The sequence below is a fragment of the Bradyrhizobium sp. 4 genome (assembly GCF_023100905.1).
Lineage (GTDB): Bacteria > Pseudomonadota > Alphaproteobacteria > Rhizobiales > Xanthobacteraceae > Bradyrhizobium.
In genome coordinates, this window is sequence record NZ_CP064686.1 from 3,969,386 (window position 1) to 3,994,917 (window position 25,532).

General features: G+C 63.8%; 19 protein-coding genes. 10 read left to right on the forward strand and 9 right to left on the reverse strand.

What is annotated here, in order from left to right:
- Positions 1–73 precede the first annotated feature (73 nt).
- The 7 genes from IVB45_RS18490 (at position 74) to mdoH (ending at position 10,535) form a co-directional block, all read left to right on the forward strand.
- A complete protein-coding gene (locus IVB45_RS18490; RefSeq protein WP_247359294.1) occupies positions 74–1,240 on the forward strand; it encodes a methionine ABC transporter ATP-binding protein in 1,167 nt (388 codons plus the stop codon).
- Positions 1,230–1,895 carry a methionine ABC transporter permease gene (locus IVB45_RS18495; protein ID WP_247359295.1) on the forward strand — a complete coding sequence of 222 codons (666 nt, stop codon included), beginning with the start codon at positions 1,230–1,232 and terminating at the stop codon, positions 1,893–1,895. The genes IVB45_RS18490 and IVB45_RS18495 overlap by 11 nt, the downstream gene beginning before the upstream one ends.
- Before the next feature lie 515 nt (positions 1,896–2,410).
- Entirely contained in the window at positions 2,411–4,399 is a 1,989-nt protein-coding gene (locus tag IVB45_RS18500) for a TonB-dependent siderophore receptor (RefSeq protein WP_247359296.1), read from the forward strand.
- Between the two features lie 55 nt (positions 4,400–4,454).
- A complete protein-coding gene (fsrB, locus tag IVB45_RS18505) occupies positions 4,455–5,747 on the forward strand; it encodes a siderophore utilization protein FsrB (RefSeq protein ID WP_247359297.1) in 1,293 nt (430 codons plus the stop codon).
- Positions 5,748–5,831: 84 nt separating this feature from the next.
- Positions 5,832–6,659 carry a hypothetical protein gene (locus IVB45_RS18510; RefSeq protein ID WP_247359298.1) on the forward strand — a complete coding sequence of 276 codons (828 nt, stop codon included), beginning with the start codon at positions 5,832–5,834 and terminating at the stop codon, positions 6,657–6,659.
- A 235-nt stretch (positions 6,660–6,894) separates the two neighbouring features.
- Positions 6,895–8,403, forward strand: a complete 1,509-nt coding sequence (locus IVB45_RS18515; RefSeq protein ID WP_247286743.1) for a glucan biosynthesis protein G — start codon at positions 6,895–6,897, stop codon at positions 8,401–8,403.
- Positions 8,391–10,535 carry a glucans biosynthesis glucosyltransferase MdoH gene (gene mdoH, locus IVB45_RS18520; RefSeq protein ID WP_247359299.1) on the forward strand — a complete coding sequence of 715 codons (2,145 nt, stop codon included), beginning with the start codon at positions 8,391–8,393 and terminating at the stop codon, positions 10,533–10,535. The genes IVB45_RS18515 and mdoH overlap by 13 nt, the downstream gene beginning before the upstream one ends.
- A gap of 90 nt (positions 10,536–10,625) precedes the next feature.
- On the opposite strand, the gene IVB45_RS18525 is transcribed toward mdoH, so the two are convergent.
- Entirely contained in the window at positions 10,626–11,822 is a 1,197-nt protein-coding gene (locus tag IVB45_RS18525) for a Xaa-Pro peptidase family protein (protein WP_247359300.1), read from the reverse strand.
- Positions 11,823–12,279: 457 nt separating this feature from the next.
- On the opposite strand from IVB45_RS18525, the gene IVB45_RS18530 reads away from it, so the two are divergent.
- Genes IVB45_RS18530 through IVB45_RS18540 form a run of 3 tightly spaced genes read left to right on the forward strand, consistent with a single transcriptional unit; the run spans position 12,280 to position 16,877 of the window.
- Entirely contained in the window at positions 12,280–13,299 is a 1,020-nt protein-coding gene (locus tag IVB45_RS18530) for a TRAP transporter substrate-binding protein (RefSeq protein WP_247359301.1), read from the forward strand.
- Between the two features lie 15 nt (positions 13,300–13,314).
- Positions 13,315–15,204 carry a TRAP transporter large permease subunit gene (locus IVB45_RS18535; RefSeq protein ID WP_247359302.1) on the forward strand — a complete coding sequence of 630 codons (1,890 nt, stop codon included), beginning with the start codon at positions 13,315–13,317 and terminating at the stop codon, positions 15,202–15,204.
- Between the two features lie 23 nt (positions 15,205–15,227).
- The gene (locus tag IVB45_RS18540) at positions 15,228–16,877 is read left to right on the forward strand and encodes an acyl-CoA synthetase (protein ID WP_247359303.1); all 1,650 of its coding nucleotides are present in this window, start codon (positions 15,228–15,230) and stop codon (positions 16,875–16,877) included.
- Between the two features lie 87 nt (positions 16,878–16,964).
- On the opposite strand, the gene IVB45_RS18545 is transcribed toward IVB45_RS18540, so the two are convergent.
- From IVB45_RS18545 to tmk, 8 genes are all read right to left on the reverse strand, one after another.
- Positions 16,965–17,942, reverse strand: coding sequence for a TRAP transporter substrate-binding protein (locus IVB45_RS18545; protein ID WP_027566943.1), 978 nt, complete (start codon positions 17,940–17,942; stop codon positions 16,965–16,967).
- Between the two features lie 37 nt (positions 17,943–17,979).
- Complete coding sequence (locus IVB45_RS18550) at positions 17,980–19,293, reverse strand: TRAP transporter large permease subunit (RefSeq protein WP_247359304.1); 1,314 nt, start codon at positions 19,291–19,293, stop codon at positions 17,980–17,982.
- Positions 19,294–19,295: 2 nt separating this feature from the next.
- Complete coding sequence (locus IVB45_RS18555) at positions 19,296–19,889, reverse strand: TRAP transporter small permease (RefSeq protein ID WP_007591089.1); 594 nt, start codon at positions 19,887–19,889, stop codon at positions 19,296–19,298.
- A gap of 165 nt (positions 19,890–20,054) precedes the next feature.
- Positions 20,055–20,852 (reverse strand): MBL fold metallo-hydrolase, encoded by a 798-nt coding sequence (locus tag IVB45_RS18560; protein WP_247359305.1) that lies wholly within the window; start codon positions 20,850–20,852, stop codon positions 20,055–20,057.
- Between the two features lie 13 nt (positions 20,853–20,865).
- A complete protein-coding gene (locus tag IVB45_RS18565) occupies positions 20,866–21,642 on the reverse strand; it encodes a TatD family hydrolase (RefSeq protein WP_027566946.1) in 777 nt (258 codons plus the stop codon).
- 13 nt (positions 21,643–21,655) lie between these two features.
- Complete coding sequence (gene metG, locus IVB45_RS18570) at positions 21,656–23,692, reverse strand: methionine--tRNA ligase (protein ID WP_247359306.1); 2,037 nt, start codon at positions 23,690–23,692, stop codon at positions 21,656–21,658.
- Positions 23,693–23,801: 109 nt separating this feature from the next.
- Complete coding sequence (locus tag IVB45_RS18575) at positions 23,802–24,848, reverse strand: DNA polymerase III subunit delta' (RefSeq protein WP_027566948.1); 1,047 nt, start codon at positions 24,846–24,848, stop codon at positions 23,802–23,804.
- Positions 24,845–25,531, reverse strand: coding sequence for a dTMP kinase (gene tmk, locus IVB45_RS18580; protein WP_027566949.1), 687 nt, complete (start codon positions 25,529–25,531; stop codon positions 24,845–24,847). The genes IVB45_RS18575 and tmk overlap by 4 nt, the downstream gene beginning before the upstream one ends.
- Position 25,532: the final 1 nt, after the last annotated feature.

Sequence of the window (25,532 nt, forward strand, 5' to 3'; positions counted from 1 at the left end):
TCGCGATTTCACTCTCCGTCGCTTGATGCGACCGGTTCCCGGATGCCCCAGGGGGCAGGCGGAACTATTGTGCATGAAGGCCGCCTCCATGAACGTCCACCCGTCGCTCGCGATCGGACAGCCGGTCGAAAAGCTTGACGCGATCTCACGTCCCGCGATTTCACTTGCCGCGACTGCGCCTGACGCGATGGTCCGCTTCGAAGGCATCTCGAAAACCTATCCGGCTTATCGCGGCAAGCCCGGCGTCAATGCCCTGCAAAACATCGACTTCGCGATCCCGCACGGTTCGATCACCGGCGTCATCGGTCGCTCCGGCGCCGGCAAATCGAGCCTGGTCCGGCTCATCAACGGCCTGGAGAGGCCGACCACGGGCCGCGTCATCGTCGATAAGAGAGATATCTCGGCGCTCGCAGGGCGCGAACTGCGATTGGCGCAGCGCTCGATCGGCATGATCTTCCAGCACTTCAACCTGCTGTCCTCGCGCACCGCAGCCGCCAATATCGCGCTGCCGCTCGAGATTGCCGGCTGGGCCAAAGCGGACATCAAAACCCGGGTCGCCGAGCTGCTTGCGCTGGTGGACATCGCCGACAAACACGACCGCTACCCGTCCGAACTCTCCGGCGGCCAGAAGCAGCGCGTCGGCATCGCGCGAGCGTTGGCGACGCGACCCAGCGTGCTGCTGTCGGACGAGGCGACCTCGGCGCTCGATCCGCAGACCACGCGGGCGATCCTCGATCTGCTCGCGAACATCAACCGCGAACTCGGCGTGACCATCGTGCTGATCACCCACGAGATGTCCGTGGTGCGCCAGCTCGCCAAGGACGTCGTGGTGCTCGACGCCGGCCGCGTCGTCGAGAGCGGCCATGTCGCCGACATCTTCACCCACCCCAAGCATCCGATCACGCAATCCTTCCTGGCCGAGGTCATCGGAGACAGCCTGCCGGTGTCGCTGGCGAGCCGGATCGTTTCGGAGCCGCCTGCGGGCGGACAGGCGGTGATCCGCGTCCAAGTGCGCGGGGCAGGGGCCGGCGACACGCTGGTGGCGCGGCTCGCACGCGAACTCGGCCTCGACGTGTCGCTGCTGTCGGCCCGCATCGACGAGATCGGCGGCCAGCATGTGGGCTCACTGACGCTTGGTATCCCTCTCGGCATGTCCAGCGGCCAGGACGCGACGACGCGCACGCTGGCCTGGCTGTCACAATATCAATTCCCCGCGGAGCGTCTCGGCTATGTCGCCTGAACTCATCAACCTGATCGTCCAGGCGACCGGCGAGAGCCTGTACATGGTCGGGCTCGCCGCTCTGGTCGGCACCGCCTTCGGCCTGCCGCTCGGCGTCTTTCTCGCGACCAGCCGGAAAGGCGAGCTGTTCGCGGCGCCTCTCGTCAATCGCGTGCTCGGCATCGTCGTCAACGCGACACGGTCTACGCCCTTCATCATCCTGGTCGTCGCCATCATCCCGTTCACGCGGCTGGTGGCCGGCACCTCGATCGGATCGACGGCCGCGATCGTGCCGTTGACGATCGCATCGGCGCCGTTCATCGCGCGCCTGGTTGAGGCCGCAATCCGCGAGGTCGATGGCGGCCTGATCGAGACCGCATCCTCGTTCGGGGCATCGCCGATGCAGATCGTGCTCAAGGTGCTGATCCCCGAAGCGTTGCCGGGTCTTCTGCTGGCGCTGACGCTCGCGGTGGTCAGCCTGCTCGGCTACTCCGCCATGGTCGGTGCCGTCGGAGGCGGGGGCCTGGGCGATCTCGGTATCCGCTACGGCTATCAGCGCTTCATGCCGGAGATGATGCTCGCCGTCGTCGTGGTGCTGATCGCGCTGGTGCAGCTGGTGCAGAGCGCTGGCGATTATTTCGCGCGTCGGGTCAACCGCCGGCTGCGACATCGCTGACGCCGTTTCAGACATTTCGAACAAGCAGGTTCTTGTCGGTCTGGAAACATTCCAAACTTCGAGACACGACTGAGCGCATTCGTCGCACGCGTTGCGCACGCGTCTGGAGAAATTCTAACGCAGTTCCTATCGCACTCCGAAATCGCCTGCGTTAGGGCGAGGCATCAAAAACGATACCGGCGAAGCCGGCAGTGCGTGGGGCCTCGACGTGACCGACTTCCAACTTGCTTCGCGTTCCGACACGCGTCGTCGACAGATACAGACTCTCTTCCTCGGAGCGGCCAGCACATTTGCTCTCGTCGTACCCTTCTGTGCCGTGGAGGCGCAGACGCAGATTCCCGCCGTCACCGTCGAAGCCCCCGGCCCAGCGCGCCCGGCCTGCGGCGGTCGCATCAACGCGACGCTCAGGGGCGACACGCACCGCACGCGCCAATCGTCGCTCTCCGGCGCAGCAAGTCGCGCCAACCCAATCGGCATCCTCGAACGGTGCCACGGGTGAACGCGCCAATGGTCCGGTGCGCGGTTTCGTTGCGACGCGCAGCGGCACCGCGACCAAGACGGATACGCCGCTGATCGAAACCCCGCAGTCCGTCTCGGTCGTCACGACCGACCAGGTCAGGAACCAGGGTGCGGTCTCGATCGGCGAGGCGTTGCGCTACACCGCGGGTGTCAGCGGCGACGTCAACGGCGGCTCGGATACCCGTTTCGGCGCCCTCCAGATCCGCGGCTTCGATACCACCATGTCGGGCCTCTACGTCGACGGATTGCGGATTCCCTCCAGCAATTACGTGCACTTCAACGGCCTCGATCCCTACGGCGCAGAGCGCCTCGAGGTCCTGAAGGGCCCATCCTCGGCCATGTATGGCGGCAGCGGCACCGGCGGCATCCTCAACTACGTGACCAAGCTGCCGACGGCGCAGCAATTCGGCGAGGTCTCGATCTCCGGCGGTAGCTTCAACCGTTATCAGGGCCAGTTCGACATGGGCGGTCCCGCCAACAGGGACGGCACCGTGCTGTGGCGCCTGACGGGCGTGGTGCGCGACGGCGAGACCCAGGTCGACTTCACCAAGGACAACCGCGTCTTCATCGCGCCCGCCGTCACGTTCAAGCCGAACGAGGACACCACCATCACGATTCTCGCGAACTACCAGCGCGACCGGGCAGGGTGGGGCCTTCAGTTCCTGCCGGCCTCGGGCACGGTGTGGCCGAACAACGGCCGCACCATACCGGTCTCGTTCTTCGCGGGCGTGCCGAGCTTCAACGCGTTCAACACCGAGATCGCGACCGCCGGTTACCAGCTCTCGCACAATTTCACCGACAACATCACGTTCCGTCAGAATTTGCGCTATGCCTATCAGCACAACGAGGAGAAGGTGTTTTTCGGCGGAGGCTATACCGACGAGGCCGCGGGACAGCTCGCGCGTTTCGGCAGCTATAGCAACTCCTACATCAACTCCTTCGCGGTGGACAATCAGCTCCAGGGCAAGTTCACGACCGGCTTCCTCAGCCACACCACGCTGGTCGGGATCGACTATCGCAACACCACATTCCGCGACACAGCCTTTGGCGTCACCACGTCCGCGCCCGAGATCAACGTCTTCAACCCGGTCTACAGCTACGACTGGACCATGGGCGCCATGAGCGACGACACCGGCGTCAAGCAGTCGCAAGTCGGCCTCTACGCGCAGGACCAGATCAAGCTCGGCCGGTTCTCGTTCCAGCTCAGTGGCCGCCAGGATTTCGTGACGACGCAGGTAGACAGCGGAATCTTCAATACGACCGTCGCGAAGGATGCATCGGCTTTCACCGGCCGCGCCGCATTGATGTACAATTTCGACAACGGCATCGCGCCTTATTTCAGCTATTCGGAATCGTTCCTGCCAGTGCTCGCCACCGGTCCGAGCGGACAGCTGCTCAATCCCGAGACCGGCGTGCAGTACGAGGTGGGCGTCAAGTATCAGCCGATCGGCTGGAACGCGCTGTTCACCTTCGCCGCCTTCGACCTGACGCGCGACAACGTCGTCACCTTTGCGCCTCCGCTCAACATTGCCGAACAGACCGGGCAAGTGAAATCGCGCGGCCTTGAGCTCGAAGGCACGATGTCGCTCGCCGACGGCTGGAACCTGCGCGCGGCCTACGCCTATGTCGATGCAATGGTCACGCAGGATCCCGTCAATGTCGGCAAGGCGCCGGTCACCGTGCCGCTCAACCGCGCCTCGCTGTGGAACGACTACACGCTTCAGACCGGGCCGCTCGCGGGGCTGCAGTTCGGTGGCGGCCTCCGCTATGTCGGCGCGACCTGGGGCGATGACGCCAACACGTTCAAGGTCGGATCCGCGACCGTGCTGGACGCTCTGCTCGCCTACACCAGGGACAATTGGCGGCTGTCGCTGAACGTCACCAACCTCGCCGACACCCGCTATGTCGCCGCCTGCTACAGCCTGTCGGGCTGCTTCTATGCGGAGGGACGCAAGGCCATCGGCAAGCTGACGTATCGGTGGTGAGTTCGAATGAGGACAGGCCGTGATGGCGGCCGGGCCCGCTTGATGAGAGAAGACGATGAGAGCGATATTCGGCAAGCTGCATCGCTGGGCGGGACTGCTGACGGCCGGCTTCCTGTTCTTCTCCGGCATCACCGGGGCGATCATCTCCTGGGATCACGAGATCGACGAGGTCCTGAACAGCCATCTGTTCGACGTCAGCAGCAAAGGCCCGGCCATTCCCTCGATCGATCTCGCCAAGATGATCGAGCAGCGCGATCCCCGCGCGCGCGTGGTCTACCTGTTCATGACGCCGGAGGCGGGCCACTCGCTGTGGTTCTTCGTCATGCCCAGGATCGATCCCGCGACCGGCAAGCGTTACGCGCTCGACTACAATCAGATCTTCCTCGATCCCAACACCGGCGCGGAGCTCGGCCGGCGCTATTGGGGCGCGGTGTGGCCGGTGACGCGAGAGAACTTCGTCTCGTTTCTCTACAAGCTGCACTACACCATGCACATCCCGGAATTCTGGGGCAGCGACCGCTGGGGCATGCGCCTGCTCGGAATCATCGCCATCATCTGGACCATCGATTGCTTCGTCGGCTTCTACCTGACGCTGCCCTCGCGCCGGCGCGCCAAGGCTGCACGGGCGCCCCAGGTCAAGCGCCAGCTCGAACGCGGCTTCTGGGCGCGCTGGGCGCCGGCGTGGACCATCAAAACCTCGGGCAGCGCCTACCGGATCAATTTCGACCTCCATCGCGCTTTCAGCCTGTGGACCTGGGGCCTCCTGTTCATCATCGCCTTCACGGCGTTCTCGCTGAACCTCTATTTCGAGGTGTTCTCGCCGCTGATGAAGATGGTGTCGAATTACACGCCGACACCCTATGAGCAGCGGCCATATCGCGATCTCGACGATCCCATCGAGCCCAAGGTCGGCTTCGCCGACATCGCCGCGCGCGCGGCGGCCGACGGCAAGGGGCGAGGGTGGACCGTCCCGGTCGGCTCGGTCAATTACGGCCCGGCCCATGGTGTCTATGCCGCCGCCTTCTTCCATCCGGGCGACGATCACGGCGCCGGCGGCGTCGGCCCGGCGCAGCTCTATTACGACAGCGAGGACGGTCGTCCGATCGGCGAACGGCTGCCCTGGGTCGGCACCGCCGCCGACATCTTCGTGCAGGCGCAATTCCCATTGCATTCGGGCCGCATCGTGGGACTATTCGGCCGCATCCTGATCTCGATCATGGGGCTGGTGGTGGCGGCACTCTCGGTTACCGGAATCGTGATCTGGTGGCGCAAACGCCGCGCCCGTATCCGCGTCCGCGAGACGGCGGCGATGCGCCCGAGCCGGCAGCAACTGACGCCGGCGGAGTAGGGCTCCTGGCCGCTCGCGGATGAACCTTCCCGCACGGCACCGGCACAAAGACTGGAGATCAGACCCAGCCCTGTCGGAAATCACATGAGATCGCTCGCCTTGCTCTGCCTGCTCGCTTTCGCCACGCCCGCACATGCGGCTGGCCCGGAGCAGCATTATCTCGATTTGCGCGATCGCTACATCGCAAAGTTCTCGAAAGCCACGGAGAACGACGAGACCTATAAGCAGCACGATGCGGCGCTCAAGGAATTGACGGGCGTCCTGCGCGGCATGGTGGGCGCCGTCGCGATCAAGGGACTGCCGGCCGACGGCAAGACGAACGCGGACACGCTTTTCAAGGGCGATTCCGGCTTCGGTCATCTCGACGGGCTCGGCTTCGCCTCCGAGGGCGACAAGATGCAGGCGGTGGTGACCACGACTGGCCTGCTCAAGCACTGGCTGCGCGAGCACCGCGACGACGGCATGCCGCAGGAGATCGGCGCGGCATTCAAGTCGGACCGCTTCTACTATCAAGCCATCCAGGACTCCGCCTTCGCCAAATATGCCGAGCTGCCGATCACGAAGCCCGCGGGAGCAAGCGCTGCGGTCGCCGTACTGGGCGTGCGCGGCAATGGCGATTTGAAGGGACCGCCGCATGAAATCGACGTCGTGGCGATCCAGGGCGACAAGGTCTTCTTTCTCGCCGCAAGCGACGCCGTGAAGCCGGCTGAGATCCCGGCCTGCGAAAAGGTCTGGAAGCAGATGATGGCCAAACCCATCGACAAGAAAGACCCCCGCGGCGACATCACCCGCGAAGACAACGCGATGACCGCGTACACGGCGTGCTTCGCCAGGGAAGCGCCAAGCCAGAGTTGGTATGCGACGGCGGTCAAGAAAGCGCAGAGCCAGCTGGAGTTGCTGCCGCTGCGCTAAGGCGATCATCCAGTTGCCTGCGGGGGCTGCAGCGTTGTGCGGCGCCATGGCTCGAGAATGCTCAATCGGAAATTGCAGCTCGTTCTGCAGGCGCAACCGAGGCGGATCAGCGCGATGTTGCCAAGTCCGCATCGACGAGCTCGTCGGCAACAGGGTGCTCGGATTCGGCCGCGCTCATGGAACTCGTTCGCGACGAGGGGGTTGCACTGCGGTTGGAACCGAACGGGTAGCACAGTTGAATCGCCGACAATTCCTGGAAGCCTCGGCATTGACGCCCTTGGCAACACTACTGCCCGGCGCACTCTCTGCGGCATCGGCGGCGGAGTTGCCGTTTGGCCCCTCTTATGTCCGCGAGCTTGCCCGCAATTTGGCGAGTAAGCCCTTTGAGCCACCAGACGAAAAGGTCCCGGACGCGCTCAAGGATCTCACCTACGATCAGTACCGGTCAATTCGCTTTCTGCCGGAGCGCGCGGTTTGGCGCAGCGAGAAGCTGCCTTTCGAGGTCCAGTTTTTCCACCGCGGCTTTTTCTACAAGAACAAGGTCGACATTTACGAGGTCTCCGGCGGACGAGCCGTACCGATCAGGTACCGGCGCGACGATTTTGCATTCGGCGACAATATCGGCCAGGTAGCGGACGCCGATCTCGGATTTGCCGGGTTTCGCATTCACACTCCGATCAATCGCCCCGACTATTACGACGAGGTTTGCGCGTTTCTCGGCGCCAGCTACTTCCGTGCCGTTGCCAAAGGCGAGACCTACGGCCTTTCCGCGCGCGGTCTGTCGATCGATACCGGCGAGAGCAAGGGGGAGGAATTTCCCTTCTTCAAGGCCTTCTGGCTGGAGAAGCCCGCGCCGGGTGCCACATCTGTCGTGGTACACGCGCTGCTTGACAGCAAGAGCGCTACGGCAAGCTATCGTTTCACGATCAGGCCCGGCGCTCCGACGGTCTTCGACGTGGAGATGTCGCTCTATCCGCGAATCGAGCTGCAGCATGCCGGCCTGGCGCCCATGACGAGCATGTTCTTTTTCGGTCCGAACGACCGACACGATGTCGACGATTTCCGCCCTGCGGTGCACGACTCCGATGGGCTCGCCGTGTTCAACGGAAAGGGCGAGCAACTCTGGCGTCCTCTCAACAATCCGCGCGATCTGCAGGCCAGCACATTCAATGACCTCAATCCTCGCGGCTTCGGCCTGATGCAGCGGGAGAGAAACTTCTTTGCCTACGAGGACATCGAATCGCGCTTTGAGCGTCGCCCGAGCCTCTGGGTCGAACCGATCGGAGATTGGGGAGAGGGCAGTGTGGTCCTCTTTGAGATCCCGACCAAGGAGGAAGTTCACGACAACATCGCCGCCTTCTGGCGCCCGAAAACAGCTCTCCAGGCCAAGAGCGAAAACAACTACACCTATCGTCTGCACTGGGGTCCGGACGCGCCGAAGCCCAATTCACTGGCCCGGTTCACCCGCACAGGCGTTGGCGCCCGGGGCGACGACAGCAAATTGTTCGTGCTCGAGCTGCTCGGTGACAAGCTGAAGGAGGTCGATCCTGACAAGGTGAGGGGCGCCGTCAGCGCCGACAAATCCGAGATCAAGAACGTCGTCACACAGCCAAACCCGGAAACCGGCGGCTGGCGCCTGAGCTTTCAATGCGCCGTGAAGGACGCGCCTATCGAGTTGAGGGCGGTCTTGATGCAGGGCGACCAACCGATCTCCGAAGTCTGGGTTTACCGATGGGCGCCCTGACGCCGTCGCCCGCGCTTTCGCCTGAGCTTGGCATTCGGTATCTTCCCGACGAAACGCCTCTCCCGATGCTGCCCTGCCGATTGGACGGGACAAATCGTGCCTATCCGGCGCGACTGCGGACCGCCCCTGCCGTTGCAGCGCGGCGCCTGTTCATTCTTGGCGGAACGGTCGCGATTACCGCTGCGGGCGCTGTTGAGATGTACGACGTTCTCAAGGTTGGTGGCGTCACGGTCCTCGAAGGCATGGTGTTCGGGCTATTTCTCGTGCTGCTCGCCTGGATCGCGTTTTCGTTCGTGTCTTCAGTCGCCGGTTTTTTTGTGCTCCTGCGGGGCCGACCGGATGTGCTGCCAATTAACAGCCACGGTCCGCTGCCCGGGATCACCGGCCGAACGGCGATGCTGTTGCCGACCTATAACGAGGACCAGCACCATCTCATGGCGCGACTCCGCGCCATGTACGAGTCGGTCGGCGAAACCGGACAGGCCCCGTTGTTCGATTGGTTTCTGCTCAGTGACACCACAGATCCGGACATCTGGATTGCCGAGGAGCTTGCGTTTCTGGAACTGCAGCGCAACTGCGGTTCGGGCCATCTCTACTATCGTCACCGATCCGACAACACCGCCCGAAAGTCCGGCAACATCGCCGAATGGGTGAGGCGGTTCGGTGGTGCCTACGACTACATGATCATTCTCGACGCGGACAGCCTGATGAGCGGAGAGACCATCGTTCGGCTGGTGGGCGCGATGGAAGCAAACCCGCAGGCCGCGCTGATTCAAACGCTTCCGATCGTCGTCAATGCGCGAACCCTGATTAGCCGGCTTCAGCAGTTCTCGGGTCGTTTGTACGGTCCGCTGATCGCGGCCGGGAACGCCTGGTGGCACGCCTCAGAAGGCAACTACTGGGGACATAATGCCGTCATCCGGGTGCAGGCTTTTGCGCAAGAGGCGGGTTTGCCCGAATTGCGCGGGAGGAAACCTTTCGGCGGCCACATCCTCAGCCACGATTTTGTCGAAGCCGCTCTGATGCGGCGGGCGGGGTGGGGGATTTTCATGGCTCCAGGCCTCGGTGGAAGTTTCGAGGAGGTGCCACCGTCGCTGCTGGATTTCGCGGCGCGGGACCGCCGCTGGTGTCAGGGCAATCTCCAGCATCTTGCCGTTCTGCCTGCTCGAGGCCTGCACTGGGTCTCCAGGCTTCACCTGTTGACCGGCATCGGCTCCTATCTCACCGCGCCCCTATGGCTGCTGTTTCTATTGCTCGGAATCCTGATCTCCTTGCAGGCCTATTTCGTCAAGCCGGAGTACTTTCCCAAGGGCTTTTCGTTGTTTCCAACCTGGCCCGCACAGGATCCCGTGCTTGCCGCCTGGGTCTTTGCCGCGACAATGGGGCTGCTCATCCTGCCCAAATTGCTGGCCTACCTCGTTTTGCTCACCAGGCGTGCGGAACGGCAGGCATTCGGCGGCGGATTTCGCGTGCTGCTGGCGGTAGTCGCCGAGAGCCTGCTTGCCGCCTTGATCGCCCCATCCATGATGATCTTTCAATCCACCGCCGTTGCGGAGATCCTGCTGGGCCGTGACGCGGGCTGGCAAGTTCAACGGCGAAGCGATGGCAGGATCACGCGCGATGAAATCTATCGCAAGTTCACGGTGCCGACCCTATGCGGTCTGGCAATGGCGGCAAGCGCCTACGCCGTGTCGCTTCCGCTGCTGCTCTGGATGTCGCCAGTGATCATCGGCCTCGTTTGCGCCATTCCGATCGGTCTCGTCACGTCGACGGCGCCGCGAATGGCGCACCTGTTTGCGACCCCCGAGGACAATCGCGCGCCGGCGCTGTTGCAGAGGGCGAGAGACCTTGCCAGCCAGGCTCGGATCCAGGCACATGGAGCTCTGCTCGAACTTCGACAGAACCCCGCGTTGCTGGGACCGCACATGCAGTCCCTCGAAACGCCGCCTCGCAAATCGGGCCAAATCGACATAGATCTCGCGATCGGCCGGGCCAAGATCGAGCAGAGCGACGACTTCGAGGAAGTCGTCAGCAGCCTCAGCGCACGCGAGACCCTTGCCGTGCTGAAGCACCGAAATGCCCTCGAGCAAGTCATGCGAATGCCGAGAGCTACTGCTTCCGCGGAAGTCTAGGTCATGGCAGTGTAGGTGAGGGCGCTGACCACCCAGTGGTGCTCGGGCAGAGGGCGAATGTCTGCCGTAAGCGCCGTGTGTGGTGCCGGCCTACAGCGCACTGCCCCCCAGATTCCAGCCGCGGCCACCCTCGCCAAAGATCTCGTAGCCCGTCGCCGTCACCGCGACCGTGTCCTCGAGCTTGATGAACCCGCGCTTCGGATGCTTCATCGTGGTCTCGATCGACACCACCATGCCTGTTTCGAGCGGCAGGCGAGCGTCGGTGTCATCGTAGGGGATTGGGCCTTTGGCGGTCAGGCGAGGGGCCTCATGGCTGACGAGGCCCATGCCGTGGGCCAAAAACTCCGTGCAGTCACGCTGGCTGATCTTCGCGAGCTGCCGCTCGGCCGCGACGTAGATGTCACCGCCCATGGCGCCGGGCCGCACCGCCGCGAAGGCGGCGCGCTGGACGGCTTCGATCTCGGCCAGGCACTCCTTCAGCTCGGTATCGGGATCGCCGAGCACGGCCATGCGCGCGAGATCGCCGATATAGCCGTGATAATTGCCGCCGGAATCGAGCGACAGCACGTCACCTTGCTCCCAGCGCTGCGTCGACGGCGCCCGGTTATGGCTGTTGCCGCAGGCGAGCAGGCAGTATTCGAAGGTCAGCCCGCGATTGGCTTCGGCGATCCGCAAAGCGTCCGACAATTGCTGCTTGGTCGTTCCAGGCCCGTGCCCGGCGATCACCTCCAGCATCGAGGCGATGACGAGCTCGGAGGCCGTCTTGAGTTTCGCCAGCTCGTCGGCCGATTTCACCGCGCGCAGCCGCTCCAGCACCAGCAGTGCGTCCTTGAGTTCGGCGCCGGGCAGGGCGTCGGCGAGCGCCCGGCCCGCATCCATCGGCAGGAACGCCATCTCGACCCCGACCCGCTTCAGAGGCATGCCGGCATCCCGGATCAGGCTTACGGCCCGCGTGATGGCATCGACCGAGCCGTTGGACTCAGTCCGGACCTGCGCAATCCATGGCGGCGCGACAGCGCGCTGATGGGTCTCCAGCCGGTGGCCGACATAGACCGCGTGCTCCGGCGCGCCCTTGGGATAGATCAGGACCGGCAGATAGCGGCTGACGCCCAGCGCATCCATGTAGTCGAAGAAGATCGCGCGCTCGGCACCGAGCATGTACTGCACATTGTGCTTGGAGGTCGCGACCAGAACGTCGAGGCCGGCGGCCTCCATCAGACGGTCGAGCTTGGCCGCATCGAATGGAATGGCGCGCGAGCGATCTGTGCGGGCGACGTTCTCCTGCATGACGAACCTCCAATGCTGCCGTGGACATCAACCGCTGCGTCGGTTTGCCCGGGGCTTGTTTGGCGCCAAGTGTGAGCCGAGAGAGGGGTTCTGGGTAGCTGTGGATTTATCTGGCCTGATCTGCACGGCCATATCCATGATTCGCATAAGGTATATTATGGAATATATTTATATACAATCAGATCAGTTATTTAGCCAGAATTCCTCTCATCGGACCTTCGTTCCTCGTTCTCTTCCGGGCCGGCCCGTCGCACGTCGCCCGACTTTCGACGGCTACTGTGCATGGGGTTGTTTTTCGGTTTTTGAATCCGGCCCATGCCTCCGAAAGCCGATATTGCCGTGAGGATGTCCGGCTGCAATAAGCGAAGCTTCGCGAGATCGCAGATGACCTTCTGACCTTCCGTCCGTATAGGTTTGCATCTCAGAACAACAACAAACTTTCCGAGGAAGCAGACCCATGAGCTTTTCCCGCCGCACGCTTCTCAAGGCCTCCGCCGCCACCGCGGTCCTGGGCGGCCTCAGTGCGCCCCATGTGGCCCGCGCCCAGAGCGCCGAGTTCACCTACAAATACGCCAACAACCTGCCGGACACCCATCCGCTGAACGTGCGCGCCAAGGAGATGGCGGCGGCGATCAAGGCCGAGACCAACGGCAAGTTCGACCTCCAGATCTTCCCGAACAACCAGCTCGGGTCCGACACCGACATGCTGAGCCAGATTCGGTCCGGCGGCGTCGAGTTCTTCACGCTGTCGGGACTGATCCTGTCGACCCTGGTACCGGCGGCCTCCATCAACGGCATCGGATTCGCGTTCCCGGACTATGGCACGGTCTGGAAGGCAATAGACGGCGATCTCGGCGCCTTTGTCCGCGGCGAGATCAAGAAGGCCGGTCTCGAGGTCATGGACAAGATCTGGGACAACGGCTTCCGCCAGACCACGTCGTCGAGCAAGCCGATCACCGGTCCGGACGATCTCAAGGGCTTCAAGATCCGCGTGCCGGTGTCGCCGCTGTGGACCTCGATGTTCAAGGCGTTCGATGCGGCGCCCGCCTCGATCAATTTCGCCGAGGTCTATTCCGCGCTGCAGACCAGAATCGTCGAGGGACAGGAGAACCCGCTGGCGATCATCTCGACCGCCAAGCTCTACGAAGTGCAGAAATACTGCTCGCTGACCAACCACATGTGGGACGGCTTCTGGTTCCTGGCCAACCGCAAGGCCTGGAGCAGCCTGCCCGAGGATGTGCGCACCATCGTCGCCAAGAACATCAATGCCGCAGCGCTCAAGGAACGTGAGGATACCGCCAAGCTCAATGCCAACCTGCAGCAGGAGCTCGCGGGCAAGGGCCTGACCTTCAACCAGCCCGCAGTCGCGCCGTTCCGCGACAAGCTGCGGTCCGCCGGCTTCTATGCCGAGTGGAAAGGTAAATACGGCGATCAGGCCTGGGACCTGCTGGAAAAGGCGGTCGGCAAGCTGTCGTAACGCGTTGGAGCCGTCATGGCTCATATCGAGGTCGAAGTGAACGGAGTGGCGGGCGAGGCGACTGTTCGGTCCCCTCGCCGACCTTCGTTGCTGGCCTCGACGGAGCGCGCACTCGGGCTCCTCGTCGAAATCCCGGCGGCCATTTTGGTGGTCACCGAGATCGCAATCCTGTTTGCCGGCGTGGTCGCGCGCTACGGGCTGCACAGGCCGCTGATCTGGTCGGACGAGCTTGCCTCGATCCTGTTCCTGTGGCTCGCCATGCTGGGCGCGGCGGTCGCGTTCCGCCGCTCCGAGCACATGCGCATGACCGCGGTTGTCGCCAGCACCAGGCCGGCCACGCGGGCCTGGCTCGATCTGGTCGCGACCTGCGCGGCGCTGGCCTTCCTGGCGCTGATCGTCTGGCCGTCCTGGGACTACGCCTACGAGGAAAGCTTCATCACCACGCCGGCGCTGCAGATCTCCAATATGTGGCGCGCCGCGGCGCTGCCGGCCGGAATCTGCCTGATGGCGGTGTTCGCGCTGTTGCGGCTGCTGCGCGCAGCCGATTACCGCATGGTGCTGACGGCCGCGGTCACCGTTGCCGTCATCGTCGGCTTGTTCTGGCTGGCGCAGCCTTATCTGCGGCCGCTCGGCAATCTCAACCTCGTCATCTTCTTCGTCGGCGTCGCCGGCTTCTGCGTCTTTGCCGGCGTTCCCATCGCGTTCGGCTTCGGGCTCGCGATCTTCGGCTATCTGGCGCTGACCACGCGCACGCCGGTGATGGTGCTGGTCGGGCGGATGGACGAGGGCATGAGCCACCTCATCTTGCTCTCGGTGCCGCTGTTCGTATTTTTGGGGCTCCTGATCGAAATGACCGGCATGGCACGGGCCATGGTGGCGTTCCTTGCGAGCCTGCTTGGCCATGTCCGCGGCGGGCTGCATTACGTCCTGGTCGGCGCGATGTATCTGGTCTCCGGCATCTCCGGCGCCAAGGCGGCCGACATGGCGGCGGTCGCGCCCGTGCTGTTCCCGGAGATGAAGCAGCGCGGCGCCAAGCCCGGCGACCTCGTCGCGCTTCTTGCCGCCACCGGCGCGCAGACCGAAACCATTCCGCCGAGCCTCGTGCTGATCACGATCGGATCGGTCACGGGCGTCTCGATCGCCGCTTTGTTCACCGGCGGCCTGCTGCCCGGGGTGGTGTTGGCGATCACGCTGTGCATGCTGGTGTGGTGGCGCTACCGCCACGAGGACATGAGCCATGTCCGACGCGCCACAGGTGGCGAGATCGGCAAGACCTTCATCATCGCCCTGCCCGCGCTCGCGCTGCCCTTCGTGATCCGCTACGCTGTGGTCGAAGGCATCGCGACCGCCACCGAAGTCTCCACCATCGGCATCGTCTATGGCGCCCTGGTCGGCCTCCTGGTCTACCGCCGCTTCGACTGGCGGCGGCTGTTTCCCATGCTGGTCGAAACCGCCGCGCTGTCGGGCGCGATCCTGCTGATCATCGGCACGGCCACCGGCATGGCCTGGGGCCTGACGCAATCAGGCTTCTCGCGCGCGCTGGCGTCGGCCATGACCGGACTGCCGGGCGGCGCGGCGACCTTCATCGCCGTCTCGATCCTGGCCTTCACCATCCTTGGCAGCGTGCTGGAGGGCATCCCGGCGATCGTGCTGTTCGGGCCGCTGTTGTTTCCGATTGCGCGTGCGGTCGGCGTGCACGAGGTGCACTATGCCATGGTGATCATTCTCGCCATGGGTATCGGGCTATTCGCCCCGCCCTTCGGGGTCGGCTATTATGCCGCCTGCGCCATCGGACGCGTCGATCCGGCCGAAGGCATCAGGCCGATCTGGGGTTATCTGCTGGCACTGCTGGTAGGATTGATCGTCGTCGCCGTGTTTCCGTGGATCTCCATCGGATTCCTGTAAGCCGGCGCGTGAGGGAGGTGTCGATGAGCGAGCGGCAGAACCAGTACAATATCGGTCTCGACAAGACGCCCGCCAACTACGTGCCGCTGAGCCCGTTGAGCTTCCTTGCGCGCAGCGCCGCGGTCTATCCCGATCACGTTAGCACGGTCTACGAGGGGCGCAGCTTCACCTGGCGCGAGACCCATGAGCGCTGCAAGCGCTTTGCTTCGTATCTTGCCGGCAAGGGCATCGGCGTCGGCGACACCGTCGCGGCGATGCTGCCGAACATTCCGGCGATGAACGAGGTGCATTTCGCCGTACCCATGACGGGTGCCGTGCTCAACGCCCTGAACATCCGGCTCGATGCGCCTTCGATCGCATTTCAGCTCGACCATGGCGGCGCAAGGATCATTCTGGTCGACCCGGAGTTTTCCGGCGTGATCACCGATGCGCTCACGCAGATGAGTGGTCCAAAACCGTTCGTGATCGACGTCGACGACGCCGCATTCAAGGGCGGCAGGCGCATCGGCGAGATCGACTACGAGTCTGCCGTCGCGCAAGGCGATCCCGATTTCACCGCCATCCCGCCGAAGGACGAATGGGACGCGATCGCGCTGAGCTACACTTCTGGCACCACGGGAAATCCCAAGGGCGTCGTGACCCATCATCGCGGCGCCTATCTGAATGCCGTCAGCAACATCCTCGCGGGCCAACTCGGCCAGCATCCGGTCTATCTCTGGACGCTGCCGATGTTCCACTGCAACGGCTGGTGCTTCCCCTGGACCATTGCGGCGGCCGCCGGCATCAATGTCTGCCTGCGCAAGGTCGAGCCGACCAAGATCTTCGAGCTGATCAAGCAGCACGGCGTCACCCACATGTGCGGCGCGCCGATCGTCTACAACACGCTGATCAACGCACCCGATGCGCCGAAGGGTGGTGCCGCGCGCCGGGTCGTCGGGCTCATCGCCGGTGCCGCGCCGCCGGTCGCGGTGCTCGAGGGCGCCGAGAGCATCGGGATCAAGCTGACGCACGTCTACGGCCTGACCGAGGTCTACGGCCCCGCCTCCGTCTGCGCCGAGCAGCCAGGCTGGGATGATCTGCCCGCAGCCGAGCGCGCCAGCTTGAAGCGGCGGCAGGGCGTGCCCTACCCGCTCGAGGAAGGCGTCACCGTCATCGATCCCCAGACCATGAGGCAGGTGCCGCGCGACGGCGAGACCATCGGCGAAGTCATGTTCCGCGGCAACATCGTGATGAAGGGCTACCTCAAGAACGACAAGGCGACGAAGGAAGCTTTCGAAGGCGGCTGGTTTCACACCGGAGACCTCGGCGTGCTCGACGCGCACGGCTACGTCATCATCAAGGATCGCTCCAAGGACATCATCATCTCCGGCGGCGAGAACATTTCCTCTGTCGAGGTCGAGGACATCCTTTACAAGCACCCCGCCGTGCTGTTCGCCGCCGTGGTCGCAAAGCCCGATCCGAAATGGGGCGAAGTGCCCTGCGCCTTCGTCGAGCTGAAGGACGGCGCCAGCGCGAGCGAAGCCGACATCATCGCCTTCTGCCGCTCGCATATGAGCGGCTTCAAGACGCCGAAGGCCGTCGTGTTCGGGCCGATCCCGAAAACGTCGACGGGAAAGATCCAGAAATTCCTGCTGCGCAACGAAGCGGGATCGGCGAAGGCGATCTCGGCCTGAGCTTGTCTCGACCTCCGCGGCGGTTGCGTGTCGCCGCGAAGTCGTTTCGCAGTTTCGACGAGGTCGGGTTCGCCGAGCCTCCCGCCCTCACATCTTCTTATAGGCGTCAACCAGGGCCTGGCCGTCGGCTCCCGCCTTCTTGAGCCAGTCGGCGGTGAGCTGTTCGCCGATCTTCTGGAATCCGGCCTTCAGGGCCGGGCTCGGCGGCTCGACCGTCATGCCCTTGGCCTTGAGCTGATCGATGTACCAGGTGCTCTTGTCCTGCCAGGCCTTCCAGCCGCGGGTTTCGGCGGTCGCTGCGGCCTTGAGGATGGCCTCCTGGGTCGGCTTGTCGAGCGCCTCGAACGCAGCCTTATTGACGAAAGTGTAGTCCTTCGGGATCCAGGCCTGCACGTCATAGAAGTATTTCAGCGACTCCCATGCCTTCGCATCATAGCCCGTGCCGCCGGACGACATGAAGGAGTTCACGACGCCGGTGGCAAGCGCCTGCGGCAACTCCGCAGCCTGAATGGTGACCGATTGCGCGCCGACGAGCTCGCCAATACGCGCGGTCCCAACGTTATAGGCCCGCCATTTCAGGCCCTTCATGTCTTCGATGGTCGCAAGCGGCTTGCTGACATAGACGCCCTGCGGCGCCCACGGCACGACGAACAGCAGCTTGAGCCCCTGCGCATCGAGCTTCTTCGTAATCAGCGGCTTCGACGCCTGATAGAGCTTCATGGCGTCCGGAAAGCTGGTCGCCAGAAACGGCACCACATCGACCCCGTACACCGGATCCTCGTTCTCGTGGATCGACAGCAAGACTTCGCCCATCTGCGCCTGCCCGGTCATCACCGCGCGCTTGATATCGGGCGCCTTGAACAGCGAGGCGCCGGGATGAACCGTGATCTGGAGCTTGCCGGAAGTGGCAGCTTCGACGTCCTTGGCGAAAGCAACGAGGTTCTCGGAGTGCGGATTGTCGGCCGGATACGCTGCCGGCAGATTCCATTTGGTCTGAGCCAAAGCGGGTGTCGCGGCCAGCACGGCGCCGGCGATCAGGGATGCGCGGAATAAACGAGACATCATCGGGCTTCTCCTCACAGTCAATTTCAAAACGGTACGCTCAGTCTGGGAAGGCGAGCTTGGGCAAGAACATCACGATCTGCGGATATTCCGTGATGATGAACACGGCCGCGAGCAGCAGGACAAAGAACGGGAACGCCGCCCGCGCAACGGTGAAAGTGTCGCGCCCGCTCATGTTCTGGAGCACGAACAGATTGAAACCGACCGGCGGCGTGATCTGCGCCATCTCGACGTGGATGATGAGATAGACCCCGAACCAGACCAGGTCGAGACCGGCCTGCCTGACCATCGGCAGCACGATCACGGCGGTCAGGACGATCATTGAGATGCCGTCGATCAGGCATCCCAGGATGATGTACATGATACTCAGATACAGCGCGAGCATGCCCGGCGTGAGCTGCTGGCCCTGGACCCAGGTGGCAAGCGCCGCCGGAATGCCCGTATAGGCCATCGCTGCGGTCGTGTAGGCTGCGCCCGCCAGGATCAGCATGATCATGCAGGTCAGGCGCGTCGCGCTCATGATGCTTTCGAGGAAGTTCTTGCGCGTGAGCGTGCGGCTCCACCACGCCAGCAGCAGCGCGCCCGAAACGCCCCAGGCGGCGCATTCCGTCGCCGTCGCAAAGCCGAGCACGAGCGAGAGGAAGACCGCCAGGATCAGCAACAGGCAGGGCGCAAGCCTGGCCGACTCCCGCAGCTTCTGGCGGAACGGCATCGGGGGATCGCGCGGCGGAATCTTCTTCGGGTTCAGCAGCGACCAGATGATGATGTAGCCGGAATAGAGCACCATCACGAGCACGCCGGGCAGGAAGCCGCCGAGGAACACCTGAAGCACGGAGACATTCGCCGTGACCGCATAGACCACCATCGGGATCGACGGCGGGATCAGCAGGCCGAGCGTACCGGAGCCCGCGAGCGAGCCGAGGCTAAGGCTCTTGTCGTAACCACGCTTGTCCAGTTCGGGCAGCGCGATCTTCCCGATGGTCGCACAGGTCGCCGCCGACGAGCCCGACACCGCCGCGAAGATGCCGCAGCCGATCACGTTGACATGAGTGAGACGCCCCGGCAGCCACTGAACCCAGGGCGACAGGCCTCGAAACATTTCCTCGGATAATTTGGTGCGGAAGAGGATCTCGCCCATCCAGATGAACAGCGGCAGCGCGGCCAGCGTCCATGACGAGCTTGCGCTCCATGTCGTGGTCGCAAGCACCGAGCCGAGCGGCAGGCTGGTGGTCAGCGCCATCGCCACGAAGCCGACGAGCCCCAGCGAAACCGCGATCCAGATGCCACTTCCCAGCAGCACGATCATGACGCCGAGCAGAATGAACGACAGTTCAATCATGCCGAGATTGGCCATCGTCAACCTCCGCCGCCCTGTGAGATCCGCTCGATGAATTCGTCCGGGGTCTCGTCCGGTGAGCCCTTCTCGTAGCTCGGCCGGTTGCCGCTGACGACACTGACCATTTCATCAATGAGCGCGATCGAGAGGATCACGAGTCCGCCGGAAAACCCGAGCTGCGGAATCCAGAGCGGAAGCGCGACGACGCCCTGCGCCACGTCGTTGAAGCGCCAGGAATCGTAGGTCATCTGCACGGCATGCCGGGTGAAATAGAGGATGAAAGCGGCGGCAATACCGAGGGCCACGACCTCCGCTACCTGCTTGGAGCGCCCATGCAGACGCTCCAGCAGCAGGCCGACCCGGATCATCTCGCCGCGCTTGAAGGTGTGAGCGAGGCCGAGGAATGCCATCGCCGCCATGCACCAGGAGGCGAAATCATCGCCGGCGGGAATGTTGACCGCAAACTGGCGCCCGATCGACATGATCATCATGATTGCAAAGATCGCAACCATGAAGGCGCCGGCGGCGTAGCCCGCACCGAGATAAAGGAGATCCAGCGCGCGTCGCACCGGTCCCCGGCTCGTGACATCGTCCCCTGCCAACGCGATCCCCATCCTCACACGAGGCGATTCAGAAGTCCCGGCGATCGTACGTCGCACGCCGGTCCTGCATGGATATCGCCTCTGCCCAGCGCCCTGTCTTTCAGACGTTAGATCAACATGATGGGGCTAGCGCAAGCAAGCAGTATGCCGGCTCTCGCCGAAATTTCCACCGCAGGTTCAGCGGGTCTCCAGCCGCAGCCCATCATACGCGGGCACCACGCCCGCCGGCAGCGACTGCCGGATCACCTCATAATCGACGTCGGCCGTCATATTGGTGATGACGGCGCGCTTCGGCTTGAAGCGCTCGATCCAGGACAACGCGTCGTTGATGCTGAAATGACTGACATGGCTGGTGTAGCGGAGGCCATCGACGATCCAGAGATCCAGATTTTCCAGTGCGCCCCAGCTCTCGCGCGGGATGTCGTTGAGGTCGGGTGTGTAGGCGGCATCGCCGATGCGATAGCCCAGCGCGGGAATGTTGCCGTGCTGCACCAGGAAGGCGGTCATCGTCACCGCGCCACCCTTTCCCTGGATGGTCTGGCTTTCGCCGGCCTCGATCGACTGCGCCGTCAGGATCGGCGGATAGTCGCTGCCCGCCGGCGAGACGAAGCAATAGGAAAACCGCGACATGATGTCGTTCGCGGTCGTCTGATTGAGATAGGTCGGAATCCGCCGGCGCATGTGCATCACGACCGAACGCAGATCGTCCATGCCGTGGGTCTGATCGGCGTGCTCGTGGGTCAGGAACACTGCATCGATGTGGTCGACATTGGTCGAGAGCAATTGCTCGCGCAGGTCCGGCGAGGTGTCGATCACGATACGCGTGGTGCCCTCGTCCGATGTCTGCTCGACCAGCAGCGAACAGCGGCGACGGCGGTTCTTGGGATTGGTGGGATCGCAGGCACCCCAGCCGAGTGCCGGGCGCGGCACGCCGGCGGAGGAGCCGCAGCCCAGGATCGTCAGCGTCAGCGTCATGCGGCTCCCAGTTCTAAGCTTTCACCCTGGAGAACAGGCGAAAGAAGTTTTCGCTTGTCTGGCGCGAGATCTCGTCAAACGACACGCCGCGTGTTTCGGCGAGCACTTTTGCGACCTCGACCACATAGGCCGGTTCGTTGCGCTTGCCCCGGAACTTGCCGGGCGCAAGGTAGGGCGAGTCTGTTTCAACCAAAATGCGGTCGGACGGCAGTTCGGCCGCAAGCGCGCGCAGGGCCTCGGACTTCTTGAAGGTCAGGATGCCCGTGAAGCCGATATAGAGCCCGAGCGAGACCGCCTTCAGCGCCAGCTCGCGCCCGCCGGTGTAACAATGCAACACGGCGCGAAACGATCCTTTTGCCGTCTCCTCTTCTAGGATACGGCCGCAATCCTGGTCCGCCTCGCGGGTGTGGATTACCAGCGGCAAGCCGGTGGCGCGGGCGGCAGCGATGTGGGCACGAAAGCCCCTCGCCTGCGCCTCCGGCGAGCCGTTGTCGTAGAAATAGTCGAGCCCGGCTTCGCCGAGCGCGACGACCTTGGGGTGCTGCGTCAGCGCAATCAGCTCGTCCGGCGCGATGCCGTCTTCCTCATCGGCGTTATGCGGATGGGTGCCGACCGAGCAATAGACGTCGTCATAGCGCTCGGCGATAGACAAAAGCTGGTTCAGCTTTTTCACCCGAGTCGAAATGGTGACCATGCGGCCGATGCCGGCCGCTCGCGCCCGCGACACGATCCCGTCGAGATCCTCCGCAAAATCCGGAAAATCCAGGTGGCAGTGGCTGTCGACCAGCATGGTGCGAACGCCTTTAGGCTGCCGGCTCGATGTAGCGCGGGAAGGCCGGCGTCGGCGCGGGCAGCGTCGTACCGGGCGCGATGCGCGTTGCACCGCCGAGCGCGGCGAAGTTGCGCTCCCCTTCGGGGATCCCGAGGCTGTTCAGCAGCAATCCCGAGGCCGTCGGCATCGCCGGCTGGGCCAGGATCGCGATCTGGCGCACGACTTCGGCGGTGACGTAGAGCACCGTCCTCTGCCTGACTGGATCGGTCTTGGCGAGCGCCCACGGCGCTTCGCCCGCGAAATAGCGGTTGGCTTCCGCGACCACGGCCCATACGGCGTTGAGCCAGTGATGGATTTGCTGCGTCGCCATCGCTTCGCGGGACGCCGCGAGCATGCCGTCAGCCTGTGACAGGATCGCCTTGTCGTTGTCGCTGAATTCGCCGGGCTCCGGGAGTACGCCGCCGAGCTGCTTAGCGATCATCGACAGCGAGCGCTGCGCGAGGTTGCCGAGATCGTTGGCGAGATCGGCATTGATGCGCGCGACGATGGCCTCGTGATTGTAGTTGCCGTCCTGGCCGAACGGCACTTCGCGCAGAAAGAAATAGCGCATCTGGTCGACGCCGTACTGGTCGGCGAGGTTGAAGGGATCGACCACGTTGCCGACCGACTTCGACATCTTCTCGCCCCTGCTGAACAGGAAGCCGTGGGCATAGACCCGCTTCGGTAGTGGGATCCCGGCCGACAGCAGGAACGCCGGCCAGTACACCGCATGGAAGCGGATGATGTCCTTGCCGATGATGTGCACGTCGGCAGGCCAATAACGCCAGTTTTTGTCGCTCTCGTCGGGGAAGCCGACGCCGGTAATGTAGTTGGTGAGCGCGTCGACCCAGACATACATCACGTGCTCTTCGTCACCGGGCACCTTGACGCCCCAATCGAACGTCGTGCGCGAGATCGAGAGATCGCGCAGGCCGCCCTTGACGAAGCTCACCACCTCGTTCTTGCGGGAGTCGGGGCCGATGAAATTGGGCTGCGTCTCGTAGAGCTTGAGCAGCCTGTCCTGATAGGCCGACAGGCGGAAGAAATAGCTCTTCTCCTCGACCCATTCGACCGGCGTTCCCTGCGGCCCGAGCCGCACCCCGTCGTCGTTCAGGCGCGTCTCGTCCTCGGCGTAATAGGCTTCGTCACGCACGGAGTACCAGCCGGCATAAATGTCGGCATAGATGTCCCCGTTCGCTTCCATGCGTCGCCAGATCTCTTGGCTGGAGCGATGATGCTGCTCCTCGGTGGTGCGGATGAAACGGTCGAACGACACGTTGAGGCGCTCGTCCATCTGCTTGAAACGGCCGGCATTGCGGGCCGCGAGCTCCGAGACGGACATTTTTTCGCTGGCCGCGGTCTGAACCATCTTCTGGCCGTGCTCGTCGGTGCCGGTCAGGAAGAACACGTCCTTGCCGTCGAGTCGTGCGAACCGCGCCAACGTATCGGTCGCGATTGCCTCATAGGCGTGGCCGATGTGAGGACTGCCATTGGGATAGGCGATCGCAGTCGTGATGTAGAAGACGTTGTCGCGCGCGGGGACGGTCACCGGCGTGGTGGCCTGCGGCGTGGCGACGGACTTCGGTGCGCGCGGAGCCTTGGGCTTCGATACATCGGGCTTCACAACTTTCGGCGGCGTGGGGACTGGAGCGGGTCCGGCGGCCACGGCGGGCGCAGCCACCCTCGTCGTCTTGGCTATCATCTTCGCCGGGGCCTTGTTTTTCGCCGAAGCCTTATTTTTTGCCGAAGTCTCGTTCTTCGCCGAAGCCTTGGCTGGCTTTTTGGTCGCTGTCTTCACCGTCTTCTTGGCAACGACCTGCTTCTTCGCTGCCTTCTTTGCCGTCTTCGCGGCGCTCTTCTTCCCGGTTTTTTTGGCAGCCGTCTTTTTGGTCTTCGTGGCTTTCTTGACCTTCTTGGCAGCTTTGCGCGCGAGCGCCTTCACGGGCTTCTTCGCGGATTTCTTGACGGCCTTCGTGGCGGCCTTCTTGCTGCTCTTGCCCTTAGCGGTTTTCTTAGCTCGCGCTGCCACGACGAATTCCTTTACCGGCTTCTCGAAATTTGGAAACGAACCTGCGTTAGTTTATTGTCTTGAGCATGATCCCATTGGAAAACCGCTGCACAGTTTTCCGGATCATGCTCTAGCGCGTTGCGTCCGCCAGCCAGCCGAACACCGAGAAAACCAAGGGCTTTCGCTCCAGATTGTAGGTTTCGGTGTCGCGCGCGGCGCGGACGATCTTTTCCCATACCTCAGCTAGGCGCGCAAGGCGCGGCAGGTTCTGGTTGGCATTGGCCTCGTCGGCGTGCAGGCGTTCCGCGATCCAGCGATCGATGCCGTCGATGAAGGCGGCAAGCGCAACGCGGTCGCTCGTGCCGAGCGATTCGCCGAGCGTGTGCAATTCGCGCGGATCGACCTGCGGCAGTCGCGCCAGCAGCGCGGCCGTACGTTGCTGGAGCTTCAGGGCGTCACCGCCGAGCAGCGTCAGCCCCCGCGCGACGCTGCCCTCGGACGCCTCCGCCGCCTCGCGCAACGCCGGATCATTCGGGTCGAGATCGGCCGCGGTGGCGGCTGCTCCAATCACGTCGTCAATTGCGAGCGCGCGCAGGCGCAGCTTGCGGCAGCGCGACTGAATTGTGGCGAGCACGCGCGCCGGCGCGTGGCTCACCAGCAGGAACAGCGATTGCTGCGGCGGCTCCTCGAGAATTTTCAGCAGCGCGTTGGCGGCATTTGGATTGAGCTCGTCGACGGTATCGACGATGCAGACGCGCCAGCCTTCGGCCGCCGCGGTCGAGCCGAAGAAACCGATCGTCTCGCGCGTCTCGTCCACGGTGATTACCGTGCGCATCACGCCGCGATCGTTGGCGGTGCGCTCCAGCGTCAACAGGCCCCCATGCGAGCTCGCCGCAACCTGCCGCGCCACGGCGTCATCAGGATTGATGGCGAGATCCTCGGCGCGCTGCACCGAAAGCGCCAGCGGCTGGCCGTGAGCGAGCACGAAGCGAGCCATCCGATAGGCCAGCGTCGCCTTGCCGATGCCTTGCGGCCCGCCAATCAGCCAGGCATGCGGGATGCGCCCGCTGCGATAGGCGGCGAGCAGCGCGGTCTCGGCCTCGCGATGGCCGAACAGAACGCTCGTCTCGCGCGGATGAGAAATGGCGGTTTCGCGCTCGGTCTGACGCGGGCTCATATGGACACCACCGATGCCGGCGTCGGAAGCAGGCGATCACGCAACGCGGTCCAGATGCGTCCGGCAACCGTATCAGGGTCGGAATTGGCGTCGATCAGCACGCAGCGCGCAGGATCGTCCGCTGCGATCTTGCGATAGGCCTCGCGCAGACCTTGATGGAAACCGAGCTTCTCGGCCTCGAACCTGTCCGGCGTGCCGCTGCCGCGGCGTGCGGCCGCGCGCTGCAAGCCGATCTCGACCGGCAGATCAAGGATGATGGTGAGGTCCGGCTTGAGATCTCCGATCGTGACCCGCTCCATCGCGTTGATCAGCGCCGCCGGTACCCGGCCGAGGCTGCCCTGATAGGCCCGCGTCGAGTCGGCGAAGCGGTCGCACAGCACCCAGGTGCCCTGGTTGAGCGCGGGCTGGATCACGGTGCGGACATGGTCGTCGCGCGCGGCCGCGAACAGCAACGTCTCGGCCTCGGGTCCGAGCAGTTTGCCCATGCCTGACAGCACCAGATGCCGCATGATCTCGGCGCCCGGCGAGCCGCCCGGCTCGCGCGTGACGAGGATGCGCATCCTGGCTGCCTTGAGACGATCGGCGAGCTTCTTGATCTGGGTCGACTTGCCAGTGCCCTCGCCGCCTTCAAAGGTGACGAAACGCCCGCGTCCGGACGGCCACTTTACCGCACTTTCACTCATG